This window comes from Pseudoclavibacter helvolus, assembly GCF_049707175.1.
In the GTDB taxonomy this organism is placed as follows: Bacteria; Actinomycetota; Actinomycetes; order Actinomycetales; family Microbacteriaceae; genus Pseudoclavibacter; species Pseudoclavibacter helvolus_A.
Map to the genome: position 1 here is coordinate 223,751 of NZ_JBNAFM010000003.1, position 19,314 is coordinate 243,064.

Annotated in this window: 22 protein-coding genes; 19 read left to right on the forward strand and 3 right to left on the reverse strand. The window is 66.5% G+C overall.

All coding sequences use genetic code 11. The annotated features are described in order from the left end of the window. Positions 1-100: 100 nt before the first annotated feature. The 4 genes from ACPYN9_RS03880 (at position 101) to ACPYN9_RS03895 (ending at position 4,654) form a co-directional block, all read left to right on the forward strand. Positions 101-1,906, forward strand: coding sequence for a glycoside hydrolase family 15 protein (locus tag ACPYN9_RS03880; protein WP_424464064.1), 1,806 nt, complete (start codon positions 101-103; stop codon positions 1,904-1,906). Next, the gene (locus ACPYN9_RS03885; protein ID WP_424464065.1) at positions 1,896-2,783 is read left to right on the forward strand and encodes an SMP-30/gluconolactonase/LRE family protein; all 888 of its coding nucleotides are present in this window, start codon (positions 1,896-1,898) and stop codon (positions 2,781-2,783) included. The genes ACPYN9_RS03880 and ACPYN9_RS03885 overlap by 11 nt, the downstream gene beginning before the upstream one ends. Before the next feature lie 99 nt (positions 2,784-2,882). Continuing rightward, positions 2,883-3,683, forward strand: a complete 801-nt coding sequence (locus ACPYN9_RS03890) for an SDR family NAD(P)-dependent oxidoreductase (protein ID WP_424464066.1) — start codon at positions 2,883-2,885, stop codon at positions 3,681-3,683. 77 nt (positions 3,684-3,760) lie between these two features. Beyond that, positions 3,761-4,654: an SDR family oxidoreductase gene (locus ACPYN9_RS03895; RefSeq protein WP_424464068.1), complete on the forward strand. Its 894-nt coding sequence runs from the start codon at positions 3,761-3,763 to the stop codon at positions 4,652-4,654. A gap of 45 nt (positions 4,655-4,699) precedes the next feature. On the opposite strand, the gene ACPYN9_RS03900 is transcribed toward ACPYN9_RS03895, so the two are convergent. After that, positions 4,700-5,725 carry a sensor histidine kinase gene (locus ACPYN9_RS03900; protein WP_424464069.1) on the reverse strand — a complete coding sequence of 342 codons (1,026 nt, stop codon included), beginning with the start codon at positions 5,723-5,725 and terminating at the stop codon, positions 4,700-4,702. Positions 5,726-5,789: 64 nt separating this feature from the next. On the opposite strand from ACPYN9_RS03900, the gene ACPYN9_RS03905 reads away from it, so the two are divergent. After that, positions 5,790-6,473, forward strand: a complete 684-nt coding sequence (locus ACPYN9_RS03905) for a Pr6Pr family membrane protein (protein ID WP_424464071.1) — start codon at positions 5,790-5,792, stop codon at positions 6,471-6,473. A 175-nt stretch (positions 6,474-6,648) separates the two neighbouring features. Here the strand turns inward: ACPYN9_RS03905 and ACPYN9_RS03910 are convergent, their stop codons facing one another. After that, positions 6,649-6,879 carry a hypothetical protein gene (locus ACPYN9_RS03910; protein WP_424464073.1) on the reverse strand — a complete coding sequence of 77 codons (231 nt, stop codon included), beginning with the start codon at positions 6,877-6,879 and terminating at the stop codon, positions 6,649-6,651. Between the two features lie 257 nt (positions 6,880-7,136). Between ACPYN9_RS03910 and ACPYN9_RS03915 the strand changes: the two genes are divergently transcribed. The 13 genes from ACPYN9_RS03915 (at position 7,137) to ACPYN9_RS03975 (ending at position 16,884) form a co-directional block, all read left to right on the forward strand. Then, the gene (locus ACPYN9_RS03915; RefSeq protein WP_424464075.1) at positions 7,137-7,583 is read left to right on the forward strand and encodes a MarR family winged helix-turn-helix transcriptional regulator; all 447 of its coding nucleotides are present in this window, start codon (positions 7,137-7,139) and stop codon (positions 7,581-7,583) included. 14 nt (positions 7,584-7,597) lie between these two features. Then, positions 7,598-8,020, forward strand: a complete 423-nt coding sequence (locus ACPYN9_RS03920) for an organic hydroperoxide resistance protein (RefSeq protein WP_424464077.1) — start codon at positions 7,598-7,600, stop codon at positions 8,018-8,020. Positions 8,021-8,024: 4 nt separating this feature from the next. Then, positions 8,025-9,002, forward strand: a complete 978-nt coding sequence (locus ACPYN9_RS03925; RefSeq protein WP_424464079.1) for a zinc-binding dehydrogenase — start codon at positions 8,025-8,027, stop codon at positions 9,000-9,002. 109 nt (positions 9,003-9,111) lie between these two features. Beyond that, the gene (locus ACPYN9_RS03930; RefSeq protein WP_424464080.1) at positions 9,112-10,161 is read left to right on the forward strand and encodes a hypothetical protein; all 1,050 of its coding nucleotides are present in this window, start codon (positions 9,112-9,114) and stop codon (positions 10,159-10,161) included. A 50-nt stretch (positions 10,162-10,211) separates the two neighbouring features. Next, positions 10,212-10,718, forward strand: coding sequence for a DUF1990 family protein (locus tag ACPYN9_RS03935; RefSeq protein WP_424464082.1), 507 nt, complete (start codon positions 10,212-10,214; stop codon positions 10,716-10,718). A 185-nt stretch (positions 10,719-10,903) separates the two neighbouring features. After that, positions 10,904-11,413 carry a hypothetical protein gene (locus ACPYN9_RS03940; protein WP_424464084.1) on the forward strand — a complete coding sequence of 170 codons (510 nt, stop codon included), beginning with the start codon at positions 10,904-10,906 and terminating at the stop codon, positions 11,411-11,413. A 130-nt stretch (positions 11,414-11,543) separates the two neighbouring features. Next, on the forward strand, positions 11,544-12,173 hold the full coding sequence (locus ACPYN9_RS03945) for a hypothetical protein (RefSeq protein WP_424464085.1): 630 nt from the start codon (positions 11,544-11,546) through the stop codon (positions 12,171-12,173). A 240-nt stretch (positions 12,174-12,413) separates the two neighbouring features. Further along, positions 12,414-12,827, forward strand: a complete 414-nt coding sequence (locus ACPYN9_RS03950; protein ID WP_424464087.1) for a hypothetical protein — start codon at positions 12,414-12,416, stop codon at positions 12,825-12,827. 111 nt (positions 12,828-12,938) lie between these two features. Then, a complete protein-coding gene (locus ACPYN9_RS03955; RefSeq protein ID WP_424464088.1) occupies positions 12,939-13,331 on the forward strand; it encodes a helix-turn-helix domain-containing protein in 393 nt (130 codons plus the stop codon). After that, entirely contained in the window at positions 13,328-14,263 is a 936-nt protein-coding gene (locus ACPYN9_RS03960) for a helix-turn-helix domain-containing protein (protein ID WP_424464090.1), read from the forward strand. Before ACPYN9_RS03955 ends, ACPYN9_RS03960 begins: the two co-directional genes overlap by 4 nt. 199 nt (positions 14,264-14,462) lie before the next feature. Further along, positions 14,463-15,221: a hypothetical protein gene (locus tag ACPYN9_RS03965; RefSeq protein WP_424464091.1), complete on the forward strand. Its 759-nt coding sequence runs from the start codon at positions 14,463-14,465 to the stop codon at positions 15,219-15,221. Between the two features lie 395 nt (positions 15,222-15,616). Further along, positions 15,617-16,105: a hypothetical protein gene (locus ACPYN9_RS03970; protein ID WP_424464093.1), complete on the forward strand. Its 489-nt coding sequence runs from the start codon at positions 15,617-15,619 to the stop codon at positions 16,103-16,105. 140 nt (positions 16,106-16,245) lie between these two features. Continuing rightward, complete coding sequence (locus ACPYN9_RS03975) at positions 16,246-16,884, forward strand: hypothetical protein (protein ID WP_424464095.1); 639 nt, start codon at positions 16,246-16,248, stop codon at positions 16,882-16,884. Positions 16,885-17,092: 208 nt separating this feature from the next. On the opposite strand, the gene ACPYN9_RS03980 is transcribed toward ACPYN9_RS03975, so the two are convergent. Next, the gene (locus ACPYN9_RS03980; RefSeq protein ID WP_424464096.1) at positions 17,093-17,599 is read right to left on the reverse strand and encodes a hypothetical protein; all 507 of its coding nucleotides are present in this window, start codon (positions 17,597-17,599) and stop codon (positions 17,093-17,095) included. Positions 17,600-18,191: 592 nt separating this feature from the next. On the opposite strand from ACPYN9_RS03980, the gene ACPYN9_RS03985 reads away from it, so the two are divergent. Continuing rightward, a complete protein-coding gene (locus ACPYN9_RS03985) occupies positions 18,192-19,244 on the forward strand; it encodes a hypothetical protein (protein ID WP_424464098.1) in 1,053 nt (350 codons plus the stop codon). Positions 19,245-19,314: the final 70 nt, after the last annotated feature.

Here is a 19,314-nt window from a genome sequence, read left to right on the forward strand (position 1 = left end):
CACGGGGTAACCACGCGCCCACGAGTAGCCGCATCCACTCAGGGACGCGGAGGAAACTCCCACTGAGCGAGCCGCGGCGTCACGTAGCGTCGTGACCCTTATGACGCAGACTCCCCCAGGACTCCCTCTCCGCGACTATGCCGCCATCGGCGACGGCCGCACCGTCGCACTGGTCGCGCCCGATGGTCGAATCGACTGGCTGCCGCTCCCCAATCTCGACTCCCTGCCGGCGTTCGCGCGCATCCTCGACGACGAGGCGGGCGGATGCATCGAGCTTGCACCGACCGTCGACTTCGAGTCTTCGCGGCGGTACATCGAGCAGACGAACGTGCTCGAGACGACGTTCCGCACCGCCGACGGCGTCGCAGTGGTGACGGATGCGATGGTCACCGGGGTCGCCGGTCGCCTGCCATGGGCGGAGCTCGCGAGACGAATCGACGGGGTCGAGGGATCGGTGCCGTTCAGCTGGCGCGTGGCGCCCGGAACAATGCTCGGCACGAGATCACCGTGGCTGGACCGGGTCGGCGACCACACGATCATCCGCTGCGGCGAACTCTCGCTTGCGGTCGTCGGGACCGAGCACGGGCCGGCACCCGCCGACCCATCGCTCGGAACCCCGGCCGAGCTGCACGGCGATTTCATGGTCACCGCGGCGTCTCGCCACCTTCTCGTCCTGACCGCTACCGACGGCGAGCCGCTGCGCGTACCCGACCCGACGAACGTCGACAAGGGCATCGACCGGACCGTACAGAGCTGGCTCAGCTGGTCCGAGGAGTTCTCCTACGACGGCCCATGGGCAGACCAGGTGCAGCGCAGCGCCCTTGCCCTGAAGCTCCTCATCTACAGCCCGACGGGTGCCATCGCCGCAGCCGCGACAACCTCCCTCCCCGAGAACCCAGCTGGGGGCAAGAACTGGGACTACCGCTTCGCCTGGATCCGTGACCTCGCGTACACCGCCCACGCGCTTGTCTGGTTCGGCCTCAGGGAAGAGACCCACGCCGCGATCTCCTGGCTGCTCCGCACCATCCGAGAGCAAGACCCCGACATCTACGTGATGTACACCCTGGACGGAGGCACCTGCGCCGGGGTCGAGCACTACGACGTGCCCGGATGGCGCGGCAACACGCCGGTCGTGACCGGCAACCCGGCGCAAGGACAACTGCAGCTCGGCATCTACGGCGACCTCATCGCGATCAGCCGCACCTACGTCGACGATGGCAACCTGCTCGACGTCGAGACCGCCCGGCTCCTCGCGAAAGTCGCCGACAAGGCGTGCGACGACTGGCGCAAGCGCGACGCGGGCATGTGGGAGCTCGGCGAAGACCAGCACTACACCTCCTCCAAGATGGGCTGCTGGCAGGCGCTGACCGACGCCGTGGCGCTCGCGGAGGGCGCCCACCTCGAGGGTGACGTCGACCGGTGGCGAGCGGAGCGCGACCGGATCCGCGAGTGGACGCTCGAGCACTGCTGGTCGGCCGAGCGCGGCGCCTACGTCATGTACCCGGGCTCCGACCGACTCGACGCCTCCGTGCTGCTGCATGCCCCGAGCGGCTTCGACCGCGGGGAGCGGATGTCCTCCACCATCGATGCCCTCACCGCGGAGCTCGGTGCCGGGTCGCTGCTGTACCGCTATTCCGGAGTCGCCGCCGAGGAACACACCTTCGTGGCGTGCGCCTTTTGGCGCGTCTCGGCGCTCGCGTGCGTCGGGCGATACGACGAGGCCGTCGAGGCGATGCACGATCTCGTCGCGCAGACGAACGACGTCGGCCTGCTCGCAGAGATGATCGCGGCGGGCGACGGGGCGTTCTGGGGCAACCTTCCGCAGGGGCTGAGCCACCTCGCACTCGTCAACGCGGCGCTCCTTCTCCGGGAGCTGGCGCCGAAGGAGGCCGTCCGTGACGAGTGATCCGACTGTCTTCCGCGAGCTCCGCTCCATCCTTGTCGAGAGCATTTGGTGGGATGCGCGCACCGCGGAACTCGCGTGGGTGGACATCACCTCGGGCTCCTTCCACCGAGGCCGAATGGACGGTGCACGCGACGGAAGCGGGGATCGCGTCGTCGCGCTGCCCGCACCGGTCAGCGCCGTGCAGCCGGCTCGCGGCGGCGGATTCGTCGCGGCACTCCAGGACCGAATCGTCGAGCTCGACCCAGAGGGCAGGGTCACGAAGACCGTCGCCTCCGTCGAGCACTCGCACGGCGGCATCCGCTTCAACGAAGGCAAGGTCGACCCGTTCGGCCGATTCGTGGTGGGATCCATGAACACGACCACGACCGCGCCCGACGGCGCGCTCTACACGTTCGATGCGGACGGCACCGTCCGCATGCTCCTCGGCGGCTTCCACACGACAAACGGGCTGGAGTGGAGCGACTCCGGTGACACGATGTACGTCACCGACACCTCGACCCAGACGATCTACCGAGCGAGCTACGGACCAGGGCCCGACGACCTCGGTGCGCTCGAGCCTTTCGTGAAGGGGCGAAACTCCGACGGTCTCGCTCGCGCTGCGGACGGCACGTTCTGGAACGGGATCTACGGCGCCGGGAGCGTCGCGCGCTGGGCGGCCGACGGCGCCGCGCTCGCCGACGTGTCAATGCCAGCGGCGAACGTGACGTCCGTCGCCTTCGGAGGGCCAGAGCTCTCGACGCTCTTCATCGGGACCGCCCGCGAGAACCTCACCGAGAACGACCTCGTCGAGGCGCCGCTCAGCGGGTCGATCTTCGCGCTCCAGGGCGCCGGTCGCGGCCGAGCCGCCAACGAGTTCGGCACCACGACGCCGCGCTGAGCGCCGTCACTCACTGCGCCCATCCCCTGCCCTCAACCTCTCGACCCACCTCTCACGCAGCACCACACGACACAAAGCACCAAGACGGGAGACCTCAACATGGACCTAGGCATCACCGGAAAGAAAGCACTCATCACCGGCGGCGACTCCGGCATCGGCTGGGAGACCGCGAAGCAGCTCCTCGACGAGGGAGCGATCGTCGTCCTGAGCGACCAAGACCCGGACTCGCTCGCCGAGGCCGCCGCGAAGCTCAACGCCCCGGAGGGCCGCCTCTTTGCACACGCGGCCGACATCACGAAGCTCGACGAGCTCGCCGAGCTGCACGGCTTCGTCCAGGAGCACGTCGGCGACATCGACATCCTCGTGCAATCGGCCGGCATCACGGGCGCGCAGGGCCTCTTCCACGAGATCGACGACGAAGGCTGGACCAAGACCGTCGAGATCGATCTCCTCGGGCCTGTGCGTCTCGTGCGGCAGTTCCTCCCCTCGCTCCGCAAGGGCGGTTGGGGCCGCATCGTGTTCCTGGCCTCGGAGGACGCTGTTCAGCCCTACGACGACGAGCTGCCGTACTGCGCCGCGAAAGCCGGCATCCTCGCCCTGTCGAAGGGGCTCTCAAGGAGCTACGCCTCAGAGGGGCTGCTCGTGAATGCCGTCTCCCCGGCCTTCATCTCGACGCCGATGACCGACGCGATGATGGAAAAGCGGGCCAAGGAGCTCGACACCAGCGTCGACGAAGCCATCGAGTCGTTCCTCGACGAGGAACGCCCGTACATGGAACTCGGTCGCCGCGGCGAGCCGAGCGAAGTGGCATCCGTCATCACCTTCCTCTGCTCCGACCGCGCATCCTTCGTCAACGGATCGAACTACCGGGTCGACTCCGGGTCGGTCGCCACCATCTAAGCACGACCGGAAGCGTTCGCACCGCTTCCTCCCACGCTTTCCCCTCATCCCGAAGCACCAACCCCCAGGAGCCTCACATGGCAAACCAATACACCTTCACCGACCCGACCAAGCTCTACAGCGACATCGAGCCCAACTCCGACGATCAGACCGAGCCCGGCCTCGACTCGAAGCTGCGCGACACCGCAGACCTCGGCGAAAGCACCTACGAAGGCACGGGGCGCCTGAAGGGGCGCCGTGCGCTGGTCACCGGCGGCGACTCCGGGATCGGAGCCGCAACCGTCATCGCGTTCGCCCGCGAGGGAGCCGACGTGGCCATCGCCTATCTGCCCCAGGAACAGGAAGACGCAGACCGCGTGACGGCCATCGCTCAGGATGCAGGAGTCACCGTCGTGCAGCTGCCCGGCGACCTGACCGACGAGAAGTACGTGAAGGGGCTCGCAGACGCAGCCGTCGCGAAGCTCGGAGGGCTCGACATCCTCGTCAACAACGCAGGCAAGCAGATCTACAACGAGGACCTGACGACGCTCTCGAGCGAGCAGTTCGATGAGACGTTCAAGGTGAACGTGTACGCCATGTTCGAAATCTCGAAGGCCGCGATTCCCCACCTTCCGCCGGGCTCGACGATCATCAACACCACCTCGATCCAGGCGTACTCCCCCGCCCCGATCCTCGTGGACTACGCCTCGACCAAGGCGACGATCAACGCCTTCACGAAGGGGCTCGCCCAGCAGTTGGCACCGAAGGGCATCCGCGTGAACGCGGTTGCGCCCGGGCCGATCTGGACGCCCCTTCAGGTGACCGATGGGCAGCCGCCGGAGAAGGTCGAGGAGTTCGGCGAGGACACGCCGCTCGGACGCATGGGGCAGCCCGCCGAGCTCGCACCGGCCTACGTCTTCCTGGCCTCGCCCGAGTCGAGCTACGTGCTCGGTGAGACGCTCAACGTGAACGGCGGCATGCCGACCCCGTAGACGTCGCGGACCAGCGCAGGTAACCCCGGCGCGGACGCCAGAGCCTCAGGCCCTGGCGTCCGCGCCGTCTGCGTTGTTCACCGTCGGGCAGGTGATGGTGACGGTGGTCCCCGCCTCGTTCGTCTCGAAGCCGATGCGTGCGTGCACCAGGAGCGCGCGCTGACGCATCTCAGTGACGCCGAAGGTGCCAGCGCCGAGCTCCTCAAGCGGAGCGGATGCGCCGCGACCGTCGTCGAAGATCGTGAGCACGAGCGACGAGGGGCGCCAGAGCAGGACCACGTCGATTCGGCTCGCGGCGGCGTGGCGTCTCGAGTTTCGGATGGCCTCGACCGCGATGGCGTGGAGTTCTTGCTCGGCGGCGGCCGACACCCGACCCCTGGCACCGATCTCGGTGACCAGCACCGGGGTGAGCACTGCGGGGGCATGCTCCGCGTACTCGAGGAGGGCACCGGGGAACGTCGAGGGCGCCGGCTGTGCGAGGTCCCAGCTCAGGGCCTCGACGAGTGCCGCGGCTCGCTGAGGCCCACCCGCCAGCTGCGGGGAGATCGTCTCATGGAGCTGCCGGGCGAGGCGCAGCTCTGCGTTGCGCTGCACCGACGAGAGCTGGGTCCGCAGGGTCTCGGCATAGGCGAGGGCACCCGGCACAAAGCGACCGAAGACGCTGGTGTGCAGGACCAAGGCCACCGTGACTGTGGGAACGGGGAGTCGCACGGCGAACGCTGGGAGGGCCGCCTCGAACAAGACGTTTGCGGAGACGATCGGCTGGGCTGGATGCAGTCCCTGCTCGAGGAGGACGTCGGCGGTTGCCTGCATGAGGCCGAGGTCCATGGCGGCCGGGGCCTGCAAGTGCCCGAAGTCGCGCAGGGCCGCGAGCCGAGTCCAAGCCTCGGTGAGGATCTCGACGACGTGCGCCCGGTAGACGGGGTCAAGCTCGCCGTCATCGATGGCGGCGTCTCCGTGTTCGAGGAGGAGCGCGCTGACGGCGGTGAGCACCTCTTCGATCGCCTCGGAGAGGCCCGATTCCGAGGCGTCGGCGTTCGTGCGGTGGCGAAGGAGGGAGTCGTCGGTCACGGTTCAGATCTTAGGAGGGACTGGCGTGGACACGGGCCCGCCCCGCGGCCCTATGCTGACGGGGGTGACGAGGCTGACGAACGTGACGACGGCGGGGCGGGGCGAGGGTTCCTACGCCGCGGTCGGCGTGGTGCGCATTGGACTCGGTTGTGCGGTCATCGCGATGCTCATCTGGACCTACGCGGGCCGAGTGCGTGTCGGCGACGGGAATCCCTTCGATTTCTTCGGGTACTTCACCAATCAGACGAGTCTGATCACGTGCATCCTGCTCATCGGCTCCGGCGCGCTCGCCGTGCTCGGACGCCCAGCACCGGGCTGGCTCTCGATTCTGCGTGCCATCGCGACGAGCTGCCTCGTGATCGTCGGTGTCGTGTACAACACGCTCGTTCCAGGTACCGGGTCGGCGCCGCCGTGGGTCAGCGCGGTCTTGCACATCGTGTTCCCCGTTGTCGTCGTCGCCGACTGGCTACTCGTTGGCGATCGACCTGTGCTGCCGTGGCGACGGCTCTGGCTCGTGGCTCCCTACCCGATGCTGTGGATGCTCGTGGTGCTGGCTCGTGGAGCCACCGATGGGTGGGTGCCCTACGGCTTCCTGCTTCCCGAGCATGGCCTCGTGTCGCTGTCACTTCACGTGATCGGGCTCTTGGCAGCGCTGTTCGTGGCGGGGGCGCTGGTCTGGTGGGCAAGCCGGTTCCGGGGAATGCTCCGGGTCGGGACCGGGGTCGTTCGAACCCGCGAATCCGGCTAAGCGATGCGCGAGCGGACGCTTTCCGCCAAGTCCGCATCTTCGCTCGTCGGATGCCCGCCGAGACGTGATCCTGGAGTCGTTGCAACAGCGGTGACCGTCGAGGGGTCGACGTGAGCTTCGCGCTCCATCGCGCAACATGGCCGGGTCGGTTCTGGGGATCGGCCCGGCCACTCTTTCAGAGTGCGGGTAGAAGCACGGTGAGGACTGACTCCACGAAGTCGACGACCTGCGCACCCGCGCGAGCGGCCTGCTGCAGCGTACGGTCGGCCACCTCTGGGACGAAGATCCAGAGGATTCCCAGCGTCACCGCGAGGGTCGCCACCGTGACTACTCCGAGGAACGCGGCCGCCGCCAGCCTCGGGTAGCGCACGGCGTGCGTCACCGGCTTCGGCTGCTGCCACCACACCTGTGTCCGCTTCGCGGCACCTTGTCGGGTGCGGCGTGGCGCCGGTGCACGCTTCGCCCCCGAGGGTCGGCGGGCTTGGCCGCGCTGCGCGGAAGACTGGCGGGGCACGGACGCTCCTCAGAGTTCGGGGGTGCACACAATCTAACGGGCGCGGCGACCTTCCGGGCGCGGCGACTGCCGGGTGCCGAACCACCTCGGACTTGACAAGTTGACGGTAATAGATTGTGCACAATTAAATTGCGTGCAATGATAGTGGCATGCCAGTCACCGACGAGATGATCTGCTTCTCCCTCTACGCGGCGAGCCGGGCCACCACACAGGCCTACCGGAAGCTGCTGGAGCCCTTCGGCATCACCTATCCGCAGTACCTCGTGCTGGTGGTGCTCTGGAACGACGGCGAGCAGACGGTCCGCTCACTCGGCGAGCTGTTGCAGCTCGACTCGGGAACCCTCTCCCCCCTCCTCAAACGCATGGCCGATGCCGAGCTGATCTCCCGCGACCGCCGCGAGAGCGATGAGCGTGTGATCGACGTGCGCCTGACGGCGCGAGGAGTCGCACTCCGATCGGAGCTCTCGCACATCCCGGCCCGCATCGCAGCCGGGACCGGGCTCGATGGAGCCGAGTCGGGCGCAGCGCTCTTGCGCACCCTCCACCACCTGACCGAAACCATGCAATCCGCCGCCGAAGCAGCGGACAAACAGTGAAAGAAGGACCAGCCATGGACGTGCTCTACACGGCAGAAGCGCTCTCGACCGGCCAAGGAAGAGACGGCCGAGTCGCCACCAGCGACGGCACCGTTGACCTCCAAATGGCCGTGCCGAAGGAGATGGGCGGTTCCGGCGACGGCGCGAACCCCGAACAGCTCTTCGCTGCCGGCTACGCCGCCTGCTTCCATTCCGCACTCCACGCCGTCGCCCGCGGCAAGAAGGTTGACGTGAAGGACTCGAGCGTCGGCGGCCGCGTGCAGATCGGGCCGAACGGCGAAGGCGGCTTCCAGCTCGCGGTACTGCTCGAGGTCGTCATCCCGAACCTCGAGCACGACGAGGCGCAGGCCCTCGCCGACGCGGCACACCAGGTGTGCCCGTACTCGAACGCCACACGCGGCAACATCGACGTCACGATCACAGTCTCGGAGGACTGAACACATGCGCACCATCACCCACCCCGTCTTCGGAGAGCCCCAGGACGTCCTCGAGGTCCAAGACCACGAGCTGCCGCAGCCAGGCGCCGGACAGGTGCGACTTCGCATCCTGCTCTCCCCCATCCACAACCACGACCTCTGGACCGTCCGCGGCACTTACGGCTACAAGCCGGAGCTGCCCGCGCGAGCCGGCACCGAGGCCGTTGGGATCGTGGATGCGCTCGGGCCGGGTGTCGACGGCCTGTCGGTCGGTCAGCGGGTCGCGACCGGCGGTTCCTTCGGCGCCTGGGCCGAGTACGTGACCACGCCTGCTGCTGGCCTGATTCCCGTGCCTGAATCGGTGCCTGACGAGGCGGCTGCTCAGCTCGTCGCCATGCCCTTCAGCGCCATCAGCCTGCTCGAGTCGCTCGGTCTGCAGTCGGGCGACTGGCTCGTACAGAACGCCGCGAACGGGGCCGTCGGCCGCATGATCGCGCAACTCGGCACCGCACGTGGCATCAACGTCGTCGGCCTGGTCCGGCGTGCGGAGGGCGTCGAGGAGCTTCGCGCTCAGGGCATCGAACGTGTCGTTGCAACCGACGGCGAAGGCTGGAGGGACGAGGTCGCCGCACTCACCGGTGGGGCACCAATCAAGGTCGGCATCGAATCCGTCGGCGGCAGGTCCGCAGGCGAGGTGCTCTCGCTGCTCGCCGAGAACGGCGAGCTCGTCGTCTTCGGCGCCATGGCGTCGCCCACGCTCGAGCTCGCGTCCGGAGACATCATCTTCAAGCAGGCGACGGTCCGCGGATTCTGGGGCAGCAAGGTCAGCCAGTCGATCGATGCCGGGCTCAAGCAGCGCCTGTTCGGCGAGCTGCTCCAGCACATCGGGTCAGGGCAGCTCACACTGCCGGTAGCCGCCGTCTACCCATTTGAGCAGATCACGGACGCCGTGGAGGCGAGCATGACCGCCGGACGAGTCGGCAAGGTGCTCCTGCGCCCATAGACCATCACTGCACGTCCGAAAGTCCCGCCCACGCGATTGCGTTGGCGGGACTTTTCTGGTGCCGCATTGCTCCCCGGCAGCACTCAAGCGCGGCCGTCATACTGGGAGCATGTCGAACCTCGCCCAGCTCCTGACCCCCAAGCTCCCGAACACGATGACGATCCCCGAGCCTCTCGAACGTGCGTGGACATGGATGGAGGCGCGGGGCTGGGGCTTCGAGAACCAACACGGCTACTTCCTGACGCCCTACGCGGGCACCTCAGAGCTCGGCATCGTGTTCTCGCCTACGGAGTCGCTCACCGGTTGGTTCGAGCCGAACGAAGAAGGGCACGACCGCCTTCTTCCACTCGGGCAGACGGACGGCACCGGGAGTTTCGCGGCGCTCTGGCGCGACCCGGGGGACGCTCTCCGCTTCGTCCTGCTCGGCTCGGAAGGCGAACGCCTATACCTGGCCGACGACGCCGTCGACTTCCTTCGTCTCCTCGCGATCGGCTACCTGGAGCTGGACAGCTACGCCATCGTGGAAGCGCCGATCGAAGACGACGAAGAGTCGGTGGCGGCGCTGGCGGACTTCCGGGCCTGGGTCGAGCGGGAGTTCGAGGTGACGGTCCCGTCCCACTGGTCACTGCGCGAACCGGACCCCTTCGATGCCTGGGTCGCGGAGGTCAAGGGCGAAGGTGTGGCCCAGAGCCTGGAGCCGGCAGCGGCAGCGGCAGCGGCCTCGGTTCCGTTCGTCGCCCCGCCGGTGGACGTCGCCGCGGTCGTCGCGACCTGCACGTCACTGTTCGACACGCCGCGAATCGACGGCATCCGCTTCGGGCGGCTCGACGGCTTCCACCACACCGCGGCAGCGTGGGGGCACGAGCTCGCCGTCATCGATGAGCGGGAGCCTTCCGGACTCGAGGAGGAGACGGCACTCGCCAAAATCATGAGTGACGTCCGGTCAGCCTTCGTCGCGGAGTGGGGCACGCCGCGATCCGAGGCACCCGTCAAGGACTCGTGGGCGGCGAACAAGCTCGTGGTGACGTCGATACAGCACGTCGACCTCTGGCACGTCGACGACGACCTCGTGGTGGCCCTGTTCACGAGCGCGACTGAGGGACAGCAGATCGCCGCGGTCGTCTCGCGGGACGCCGTGGACACGACGGCAGCGTACTGATCGAAACGATCGCGGACATGAGCCACGGAGGTGCGGACTACCGTGATCACATGCCAGAACTCACGTATGCGGAGGTCGGAGCGACCGCCGGGACGCTGCCCAGCGGCTATCGACACGTTCGCGAGTCCCTCGTCATCGGGCATGGGCGAGCAGCTTTCGAGCGCGCATCCATCGACCTGCTTGCCGGCCGCGCGCAGAGCCGCGCCGGAGCCGACGTGACCCTGTCCGATGTGCCGTTGCGTCTGGGGTCGCACGTTGAGATGAAGCTCCGACTCGGCCCGCTGCGCTTCCGCATCCCATGCCTTGTCGTGTGGGTCGAACGCACCGAGACGAGCTGCGGGTTCGCCTACGGAACATTGCCCGGGCATCCGGAGCGTGGGGAGGAGCGCTTCGAGGTGCGGCTGACGGATGCGGGAGACGTGGTGTTCACCATCGTCGCTTTCTCTGCTCCGGGTAGGTGGTTCACGCGCCTCGGCGGCCCGGCCGCTCACCGAGTGCAGACGGCGATGACCAGACGCTACCTCGACGCGCTGCGCGTCTCAGCTCTCTGCGGCTGACGACACCTCGGCCCGTCTCGGGCGTGGGCACTGATCGAACCAAAGCCCGCCCGCACGCAATGCCACTTTGGCGCAGTCTGCGCGAGTTCGTCCCAAGCACTGGGTTGCGACGGTCGGCTTCGTCAGCATGAGTGGCACGGCGACGCTGCCAGGCTCGCCGCCGTCCACCCCCGAGGAGACCTGCCATGCGCACCGACGCGACTGCAACACCCGAGCCATCTGAGAACACCTCCCGCCGGACCCTGATCGCGGGTGCCGCCTGGACAGTGCCGGTCATCGCGCTCACGGCGGCGACGCCGGCGCGCGCGGCGTCCCAGTTCGTCTGCCCGCCCGTGCCAGCGGACGCGGAGTGGACTGCGATCGAGCGGCAGACTGGCGTCGGTCCGTACTACTGGGAGGGAACCGGCGCCAACCGGTCGTTTAACTACTTTAAGGACTCCAACTCACCCACGAACCCCTTCCAGCTCGAGATGCGCGCCAACCTGGCGGTCGTCAGCGGGCGGACGTACCGGGTGAGCTACGCGATTCAGACAGGCGATGGCTGCAACCCCACGGCCGGCACCACGAATACGAACTTCGACGCCTTTATCGCCGGTACCTTCATCGGCGGGCGCTCCACGAAGGCCGGGTTCGGAAACCCTGTGCAGACCCCACCACCGTGCGGCCAGGGGTTCGGCCCGGCACAGTCCATCTAGATCGACTACGTCGCGACCTCGACCGGTTCGGTCCTCCTGCAGATGTACTTCACGGCTCAGCCGACCACCATCTCCAACGGCGATGACTACCGCATCGTGCCCTCGATCGTCTGCCTGTAAGGGATAGCACATGTCGAACCAGCACGAGACCTCCCCCGATCGCGGCAGCGTCGGCCGCCGCTACGTCGTGCAAGGGGCTGCCTGGAGCATCCCCGCCATCGGCCTCGCCGTGGCGGCGCCCGCACACGCCGCCTCGCGAGCCTGCCCGAACGTGCAGAACCCGAACCAGTGGACTGAGGAGATCATCGGCTCTCTGCGTCCCGAACCCACACCAACCGGGTTCGGCGGCCCCACAATCCCGATGTCCACAAACAACGACAGCAGCTACCTCTCACTGCGCGACCGAATCGGCGCCATCGGGTCGGGTGAGACCTACATCTTCCTCGACACCACCTTCACACCCGTCGCCGGTGTCACATACACGCTGACATTCCGAACCCGCACGATTCCCCAGCTCCAGCAGCGCCAGAACGTCGCCCTGCAGATCAACGGCGTGGACCTGTTCTTCGCGACCACGAAGCCGGGCCTTGCCGGTGTGCAGGTGCTGCCGGAGCCGGAGACCACGCACACGGTCACGTGGACGGCGCCCTCCTCGGCCGCTACTTCCATGCGGATTGGATTCGCGCTTCCCGCGCACCCCGCGAACAACGATGACATCCGCTTCAGCCTTCCGGTCTTCAGCGCACCGACCTGCACCTAGGAGGCAACTCGCGTGCCGGCGGCTCCTCAGCGCTGCCGCCGGCACGCCCAACTTAGGATTCCGGCCCCTTGGGCAGAATTGACGCAAGGTTGACCGGAACCGCCGTTCGCCCGCGTTTCCGCCTGCGCGAGGCTCACCCCACGCCGCGCGGGTCCTTTGGTGCCCAGTCGAAACGTTCCCGTGTCAGTCGGTGTCTAGGATCGCTTCACCCCAACCCCCAGAACCGATGGACGCACGACGTTGACACACCCCACGACCACCAACCAGGTCATCGCCCGCGAAGTCGCCCTCACCCACGATGCGGCGAGATCCTGGCTGCAGGACCACGGATGGCAAACGCTGGCCACACGTGGGCAGTTCCAGCTCTTCGCCGACGTCGTACGCCGAAGGCCCTTCGTGATGGGCCGAATCTGGCACACGGCCGCGACCCTCGCGCTCGAAGGCCTGAACGAAAGCTTCGACGACGACGCATTCATCGCGGTCATCGGCATCGACGGTCGTCAAACCATCAGAACCGGAACACACAGCGTGGACCTCCTTCCTGGACAGCTCTACATCCAGCCGTTCAACCAACGACTGGAGGTCGACGCCCAGGAGCCGGTCGCCCGGCTCGTGTTCATCTCCGAGTGGTCACGACTCAGCGGCGGCTCCTAACCGACGACGGGACACTTCAGCGCCGAGCAGGCCTACACGTCCCTGTTCGTCACGGCCGCGAACAGTGCCCTCGCGGCCGTCACGCCGGACGGTTCCGTGGGAATCGGAGGCGTGCAACGAAGTCTGGAGCATCTCTTCCTCTCGCTCATCCAGAGCGAGCGTGACCTCTCAAGGCAGCCACCTCCCGCAACGTCACTCGTGGCGCTTGCTCAGAAGGTGATCGACGTGCACGCCAGCAACCCGCGTTTCTCTGCGTCACGCCTGGCTGGCGCGCTCAACGTCTCGTTATCGACGCTGTACCGCGCTTACGAGCGGACAGGGACTTCCCCGGCGCAAGAGATTCGCTCGCACCGCCTCGCGCGAGCCCGCCGACTGCTCTCCTGCGTGCGCGAGCCCACACCGAGCATGCTCGCCGAGGTGGCGCAGCTGGCAGGGTTCGGATCGCTGCGCTCAATGCATCGCGCACGGCTCGCTGAGCTCGGCATCGAAGACGCGGCGCAGTGACAACGCCGTCCGAAAAGCCACCGGCGCACTTCCGACTCCCCGAGCACGGCGTTGCCCGTGAGGTCTCTCTCGCCGGCTCTGCCGCCGTCACGTGGCTGCGCAAGCACGGCTGGCGAGCCGACCCAAGCTCACGACACTTCCAGGTGTTCGGCGACCTCCTCAGGGCCGACCCTTTCGCCATCGGTCGAATCTGGCACACCGCAGGCTCGCTTCAACTCTTCAACAACGAGGACTGGCACCCGGATGTCTTCATCGCGATCCTCGGCATCGAAGGTAGCCAGACCCTCGAAACCGCCCAGGGTCCTGTCGAGCTCGGTCCCGGTCAGCTCTACGTGCAACCCCTGAGCCGGCAGCTCACGATTAGATCTTCCGCGCCCTCGGCACGGCTTGTCCTCGTGTCGGAGTGGTCGCGCATGCGCATTCCGCGCCTCCCGCGCAATAAGCTCGAGGGCGCTTTCGACGCTGAGTCCGGGTACGTGGCCGTGTTCGTCGACGCCGCCAACACGGCCCTCTCGATGATCCCCGCAACCGACTCCCCCGCCTTCGCGCTTGCCCGCCGCGGCATCGAGCACCTCTTCACTGGCGCGCTCCTCGGCGACACTGCAGCCCGAGAACAGCGGGCTCCCGAAGGGTTGCTCATGCACCGAGCCCTCGCCCTCATCGCCGCCGACTACGCCGACACCGCACTCAGCGTTGCGGTACTGGCGAACCGACTCAACACCTCCACATCGTCGCTGTCGCGCGCCTTCGCAGTCGCCGGGACAACGCCCCTCTCAGCCATTCGCGCGGCCAGGGTCACCGCAGCCCGCGCGCTGCTCCAACACCAGGACGACCCACGGACCCCGCAACTGCAGCTCATCGCGGCTGCGACCGGATTCGGGTCCGTCCGCGCTCTGCAGCGGGCGCTGGTGTCGGACGTCGCTCGCGACTGAGTCGCGTTGTGCGAAGCACTCTCGGCATAGTCCACTCGAATAGTCCATAGCAGTTATCCCCGGACAATCGGACCAATACCACGCACACACGTTGTCAGATGCTTTCAATCGCTGCACTCAATGAACGCAACTCCAAGCAGCGGAAATCTCGTCTTTACATTTACCTGGTATTCACCCAGCAATAAAGACAGGCACCACCATGAACGATTTCCTCAACACAACACCAGCCCGCAAGGTGACTGGCGAAAACCACGCGAACATCGATGCCAAGCAGGCAATCTCGCGCCGATCCGTCGTGAAGCTCGGCGCGTGGAGCACCCCCGTCATCGCGATGGCGGCAGCCGCTCCCGCGCGGGCCGCGTCGCAGACTCCGCCCGTCGTTGAGCGTCGCTCGAGCTGGCTCGTCGGGATCTCCTACTCGAACCTTGACGTCCTCGGACGCTGGCAGAGCAGCTCGACCGCAGCAGTCTCATTCCAGACTTCCACGGATGGGCCGGCACTGGCACTTGCCTCGAACACGAGTGGCCTCACCGCGAAGGTGACGCAGTTCGCGCAGACGCTCACCACCCCGTTCCAGGTCGTCTGGTCACAGTCGCCCGGCTGGTCGATCACGGAAACGCTCAGCGGCCCGACCCAGTGGATCTACCGCTTCACGCCGGACGCCACAGTGCTGCCCACGAACTCGAACATCACCGTGCCGACACCTGCCGGCAACTTCGCGCGCAACCCCGCGACCACCTCCAACTCCGTCCCGCAGGGTAACTGGACGGGCACCGCCGTCACCTCCACGATGTACAGCTCCGGCTTCGCGGCCAACGGACGAGTGATGCGCGGCCGTGCCGTGAACTTCCCGATCAGCGTCGTTCGCCGCTACACCGTCCACTACCCGTCCCCGTGGGGCGACCGCCCCTACAACGCGGACGGCGCCACCTCCATCTCGGTTGCACCGGTGAGCTAGAGCCGAGAACAACACATGAAAGCCGTGAAGACTCAGCCGAGCACATGCGTCGGAGGAAGTGACGATGTGCTCGGCTGAAGCTTCACGGCCGGTTGCGACACTCGGCGCCGACGATAATCGGTCGATTCTCGGCCATTCATTGTCAAACCATTCTTCCGAGCGAGCTTGCCGCGGGTCGGCGCTCTAGCTTTTAGCTCTATCCCCAGACCTAAACACCGGAAGAGGCTGCCGTGCCTGATTTGCCATCGAATGAGCGGAATGTGCCGCGGCGGACCATTCTGGCTGGAGCCGGGTGGGCAGCACCAGCAGTTCTCACCACCATCGCGACTCCCCTCGCGGTCGCATCCGTCCCCTGCCCGCCGCTCCCTGACCCCACTGCATGGCGGGTGACGTGGGTGACCGATCCAGCCGAGGGCATGGGCATGATCTACAACCGGAGCACCGGAGCCCCACCTCCCGCCACCTTCGAGCTGTGGTCCTTCGCCGAAGGAGCACCACCCACACGACCCGCGACGACGCTCATCGCCAGGGGCAGCGTCCAGCTCAACGCCGGACAGACGTACACCCTCACGTGGTTCGGCGCCGCCAACTACGGCAACCTCGACGAGTCGGTGTCGCGGGGTGCGACCGTCAGCGTCGAAGTCGAGGGCGTCAGTCCCACGTGGACGGGTGCGACCCGACCAGGAACGCCAGGCGCGGCCGTACTGCCGAGCAATCCGACGACGAACTACACGGACTACGACCTCTACTCGCTGACGTTCACCGCGCAGACGTCCGGCACCGCCATCATCCGTTACACGTTCAACACCGACGCGTACTCCGGCGGCGCCGACGAGAACGCCGACAACGTCGCGCTCACCCTGCCGTCGCTGACCTGCTCCTAGGCCGACGTCGGCCATCACTGCGAGCTCGGAATCGGTCAACTGCGGGCCACTTGTTCCCAGCCCGTTGCTCGCCACGTCGCGCCGTCGAATTATGTCCCTGTTCCCCAACGACGAAGGGACCACAACGGAGAGCAGAACCCATGGATCTAGAGCAGCACCACTTCACGAACACCACACCCGCGCGCCGGACCGTCCTGCTGGGCGCCGCCTGGACGACGCCCGTCGTGGCGCTCGCCGTGGCCGCGCCAGCAGCCGTCGCATCCACGCCCTGCCCCGACTTCGGCGACTTCGCCAGCTGGACCGTGAACATACAGGGCGAAGTCATCGGATCAACCGGCGGCCTCGGCTTCGTCGCATCCATGGATCCGTCGGTGTTCGAATCGGTCGCCGACAATGCCTTGACCGGCAACCCCACCTTCATCTTCGTCCGCTCCTCGTTCACCGCCGTCGCCGGCCGGACCTACAACTTCTTCATCGACCTGCAATCGAACTACGGCAACCCCGGCAACAACTCCGCACCCAACAGCCTCGACATCTTCATGGGCGGAACCCGCGTCTTCTACGGCACCAGCCGGCCCGGCACCTACCCACAACTGCCGTTGACAACGCCGCCAGCATCCACGCAGACCGCGACGTACACGCGCTTCCCGCTCACCTTCACCGCCACCACCTCGGGGACCACGGAAGTTCTCTACCGTTTCACGCTCGAATCACGAGGCACCCGCATCGTCAGCGATGACATCCGCGTCAGCGTCCCGGTCTTCATCTCCCCCTGCTAAGACGCAGGCTCCATAACGCTGAAAGACCTACAAGGCCAGCTCGCAGGTGGGACCCAGACGTCGGCACGTACCCGCAGTTTCCGCTGACCCCGCCTCCCGCATCCATCGAGACCTACAGGCGCATCCCGGTGTTCACGAGCCGCTGCTGACCTGGGCTCGCGTGAGCCCCGACGTTGAGAGCGAGCGGTGGCGGCCCGCAGTTCGCGGGCTAGAACGGATAGCAGGTGAACTGATGTCCGACAGCGCACGGTGCTGCGATGATCGAAATGCGCGAAGATTCCACGCAGCCATCGCTCTGCGTCGACGCCGCTGAGAAGTCCAAGAACGTGCCAGCCGGCAATGTCACCTCGTACGTGCCACTCGTCGCTGAGGTCGACATGTAGGTGACCTGCTGACCATCGGGGTATTCCGTGTAAGGCCATGTGTAGCTGGAGGCCTGGTCGGGATTGAACGCGACACCGTTGCCAGGGGCCGATTGCACGAAGTAGGTCAATGGATCCACGTTCGCGTCGTAGGAGAACGAGACCGTGATGGTCGCTGACGACGTGTTCTGTACTCGCGCGAACAGCCCCTGATCGGTGATCACATACTGCTCGCCGCAGACCGGAGCGACGGTGCTCGCGCTCGCACCCGGTACCGCGATCGCGGCCGCGACCACGGGGACGCCCCACACTGTCGCCCGCAGCACGCCTCGTCGATTGAGCTCCGTCGTCATCTTGCACCTTCCCTGGCTTCGGGCCAGGTCTGGCCACGAGCACATACTATGCGCGACACCACCTCGTTTGTGGGCGCGTTCGTCGGGGCTTTCGGCCCCAACACTTCACTGTTGGCGCATGCGAGCGCACTCGAGGAGGCTCCGGTAACACGATGGGTTTCGAGGTATCGACGGCCATTCGGGAAGCGTGCACACAGTCTCCCGAACGGCCGTCGAGGTCGCGCCTGCAGTCATCCCCGGACCGGCAGCGAAAAGGTCCCCACCTCTCGGCCCTTCAGCGCGCGACCAAAGTCAACGTTAGATCGCAGGGAGCTGGAGCAGTGTGGCGTGGGATGAAGTGGCGCGACATTGAGAGAGACCGCCCACGCCCACGGGCCGGGACTGCCACCGAAAGGGTTGAGAAAGAATATCCCCGAGGTTGAGAAAGAATGGCCGACCACATCCGGATCAGCCCTTTTTCCTCGACATCCCCACCTCCGCGACGCCGAATGATTCGCTCCATGTCGCGAGTTGTGCCAGCTCTCGCATTGTGTTCTTTCGCTTCGTTCGCGCACCCATACGCTTGCAAAAGACTTGCCAATGGGGGTGAACGATGCAGGACGCAACTGGTCCAGTACTCGAAACAGATGCAGTGATGCGGGAGATGGTCCTCGAAGGACAGACTGCGATCCAATTTATCGCAGCGCTCGGATGGGTGATTGCTCCATTGAATTCCCGATTTCATGTCGTCGCCGACCTGATCAAAACGGACGCGTTTGCAATCGGCCGTATATGGCATACGCCGGCGCACCTGAACTTCGTGCGAAATGACGAGACATCGTCCAACCTGTTCCATTTCACGTATGGGATCGAGGGCACCCAGATTCTGACCGTAGAGGACGGACAACTTGATCTGCACCCGGGGCAGATGCATGTACAATCACTCCGCGCACCTTTAGCGATCACGGCACGAGAGCCCGTCGCGCGCCTCTTCTACGTCTCATCACGAGAGCATCTCCGCGGCGCAGACGGCGAAATTCCCTCACTTCGTTCAGGACGCCTCGGAGCGTCGAATGCCTATCGGGAGATCTTCACCAGCGCGGCCCATGCCGCACTGAACACCGTGACCAGCGTGGGCGACGCAGGGTTCGTCCGGCTCCGCGCCGCACTCGACAACCTGTTCGCGAGCGTGCTTTCCGATGATGCCCATGACGGACCGAATCGAAGTGTAGAGCTTGGCGCGCAGTTCGAAGACGCCGAGGAGAACGCACGACGCCCATCGTTGCTGCGGCGCGCCTCCCGGCACATCGAAGCCCACGCAAGCGAAATCACATTCGATGCCGGGCGGCTCGCTCGCGATCTCGCGGTCTCCTCGGCCAGCCTCTATCGTGCCTACGAAGGGACAGACCTGACCCCTGCGACACAGCTTCGACGAGTTCGTGCCCGGCGGGCGCGGCGCCTGCTGGAGGCACCCGGGAGTCAGGGCCGAACCGATTCTCGGTTCCTGGAGCGCGTCGCCACTGATGCCGGCTTCGGTTCAGTCCGCGCCATGCGCCGAGCTCTGGACATTGCGACAGACGGGCCGAGCGTGATCGACGGTGGGAACCTCGGCGAGTCCGAGTCCCACCCTGGGCACGCAGCTCATGCAGGGCAAGCAGCGCTCTGAGGTCGTCCTGGCCGCGGAAGGTTCGGGGTCGCGGGTCCTGCTGGCGTGCGCTCACGTGCCCCCGATGGGC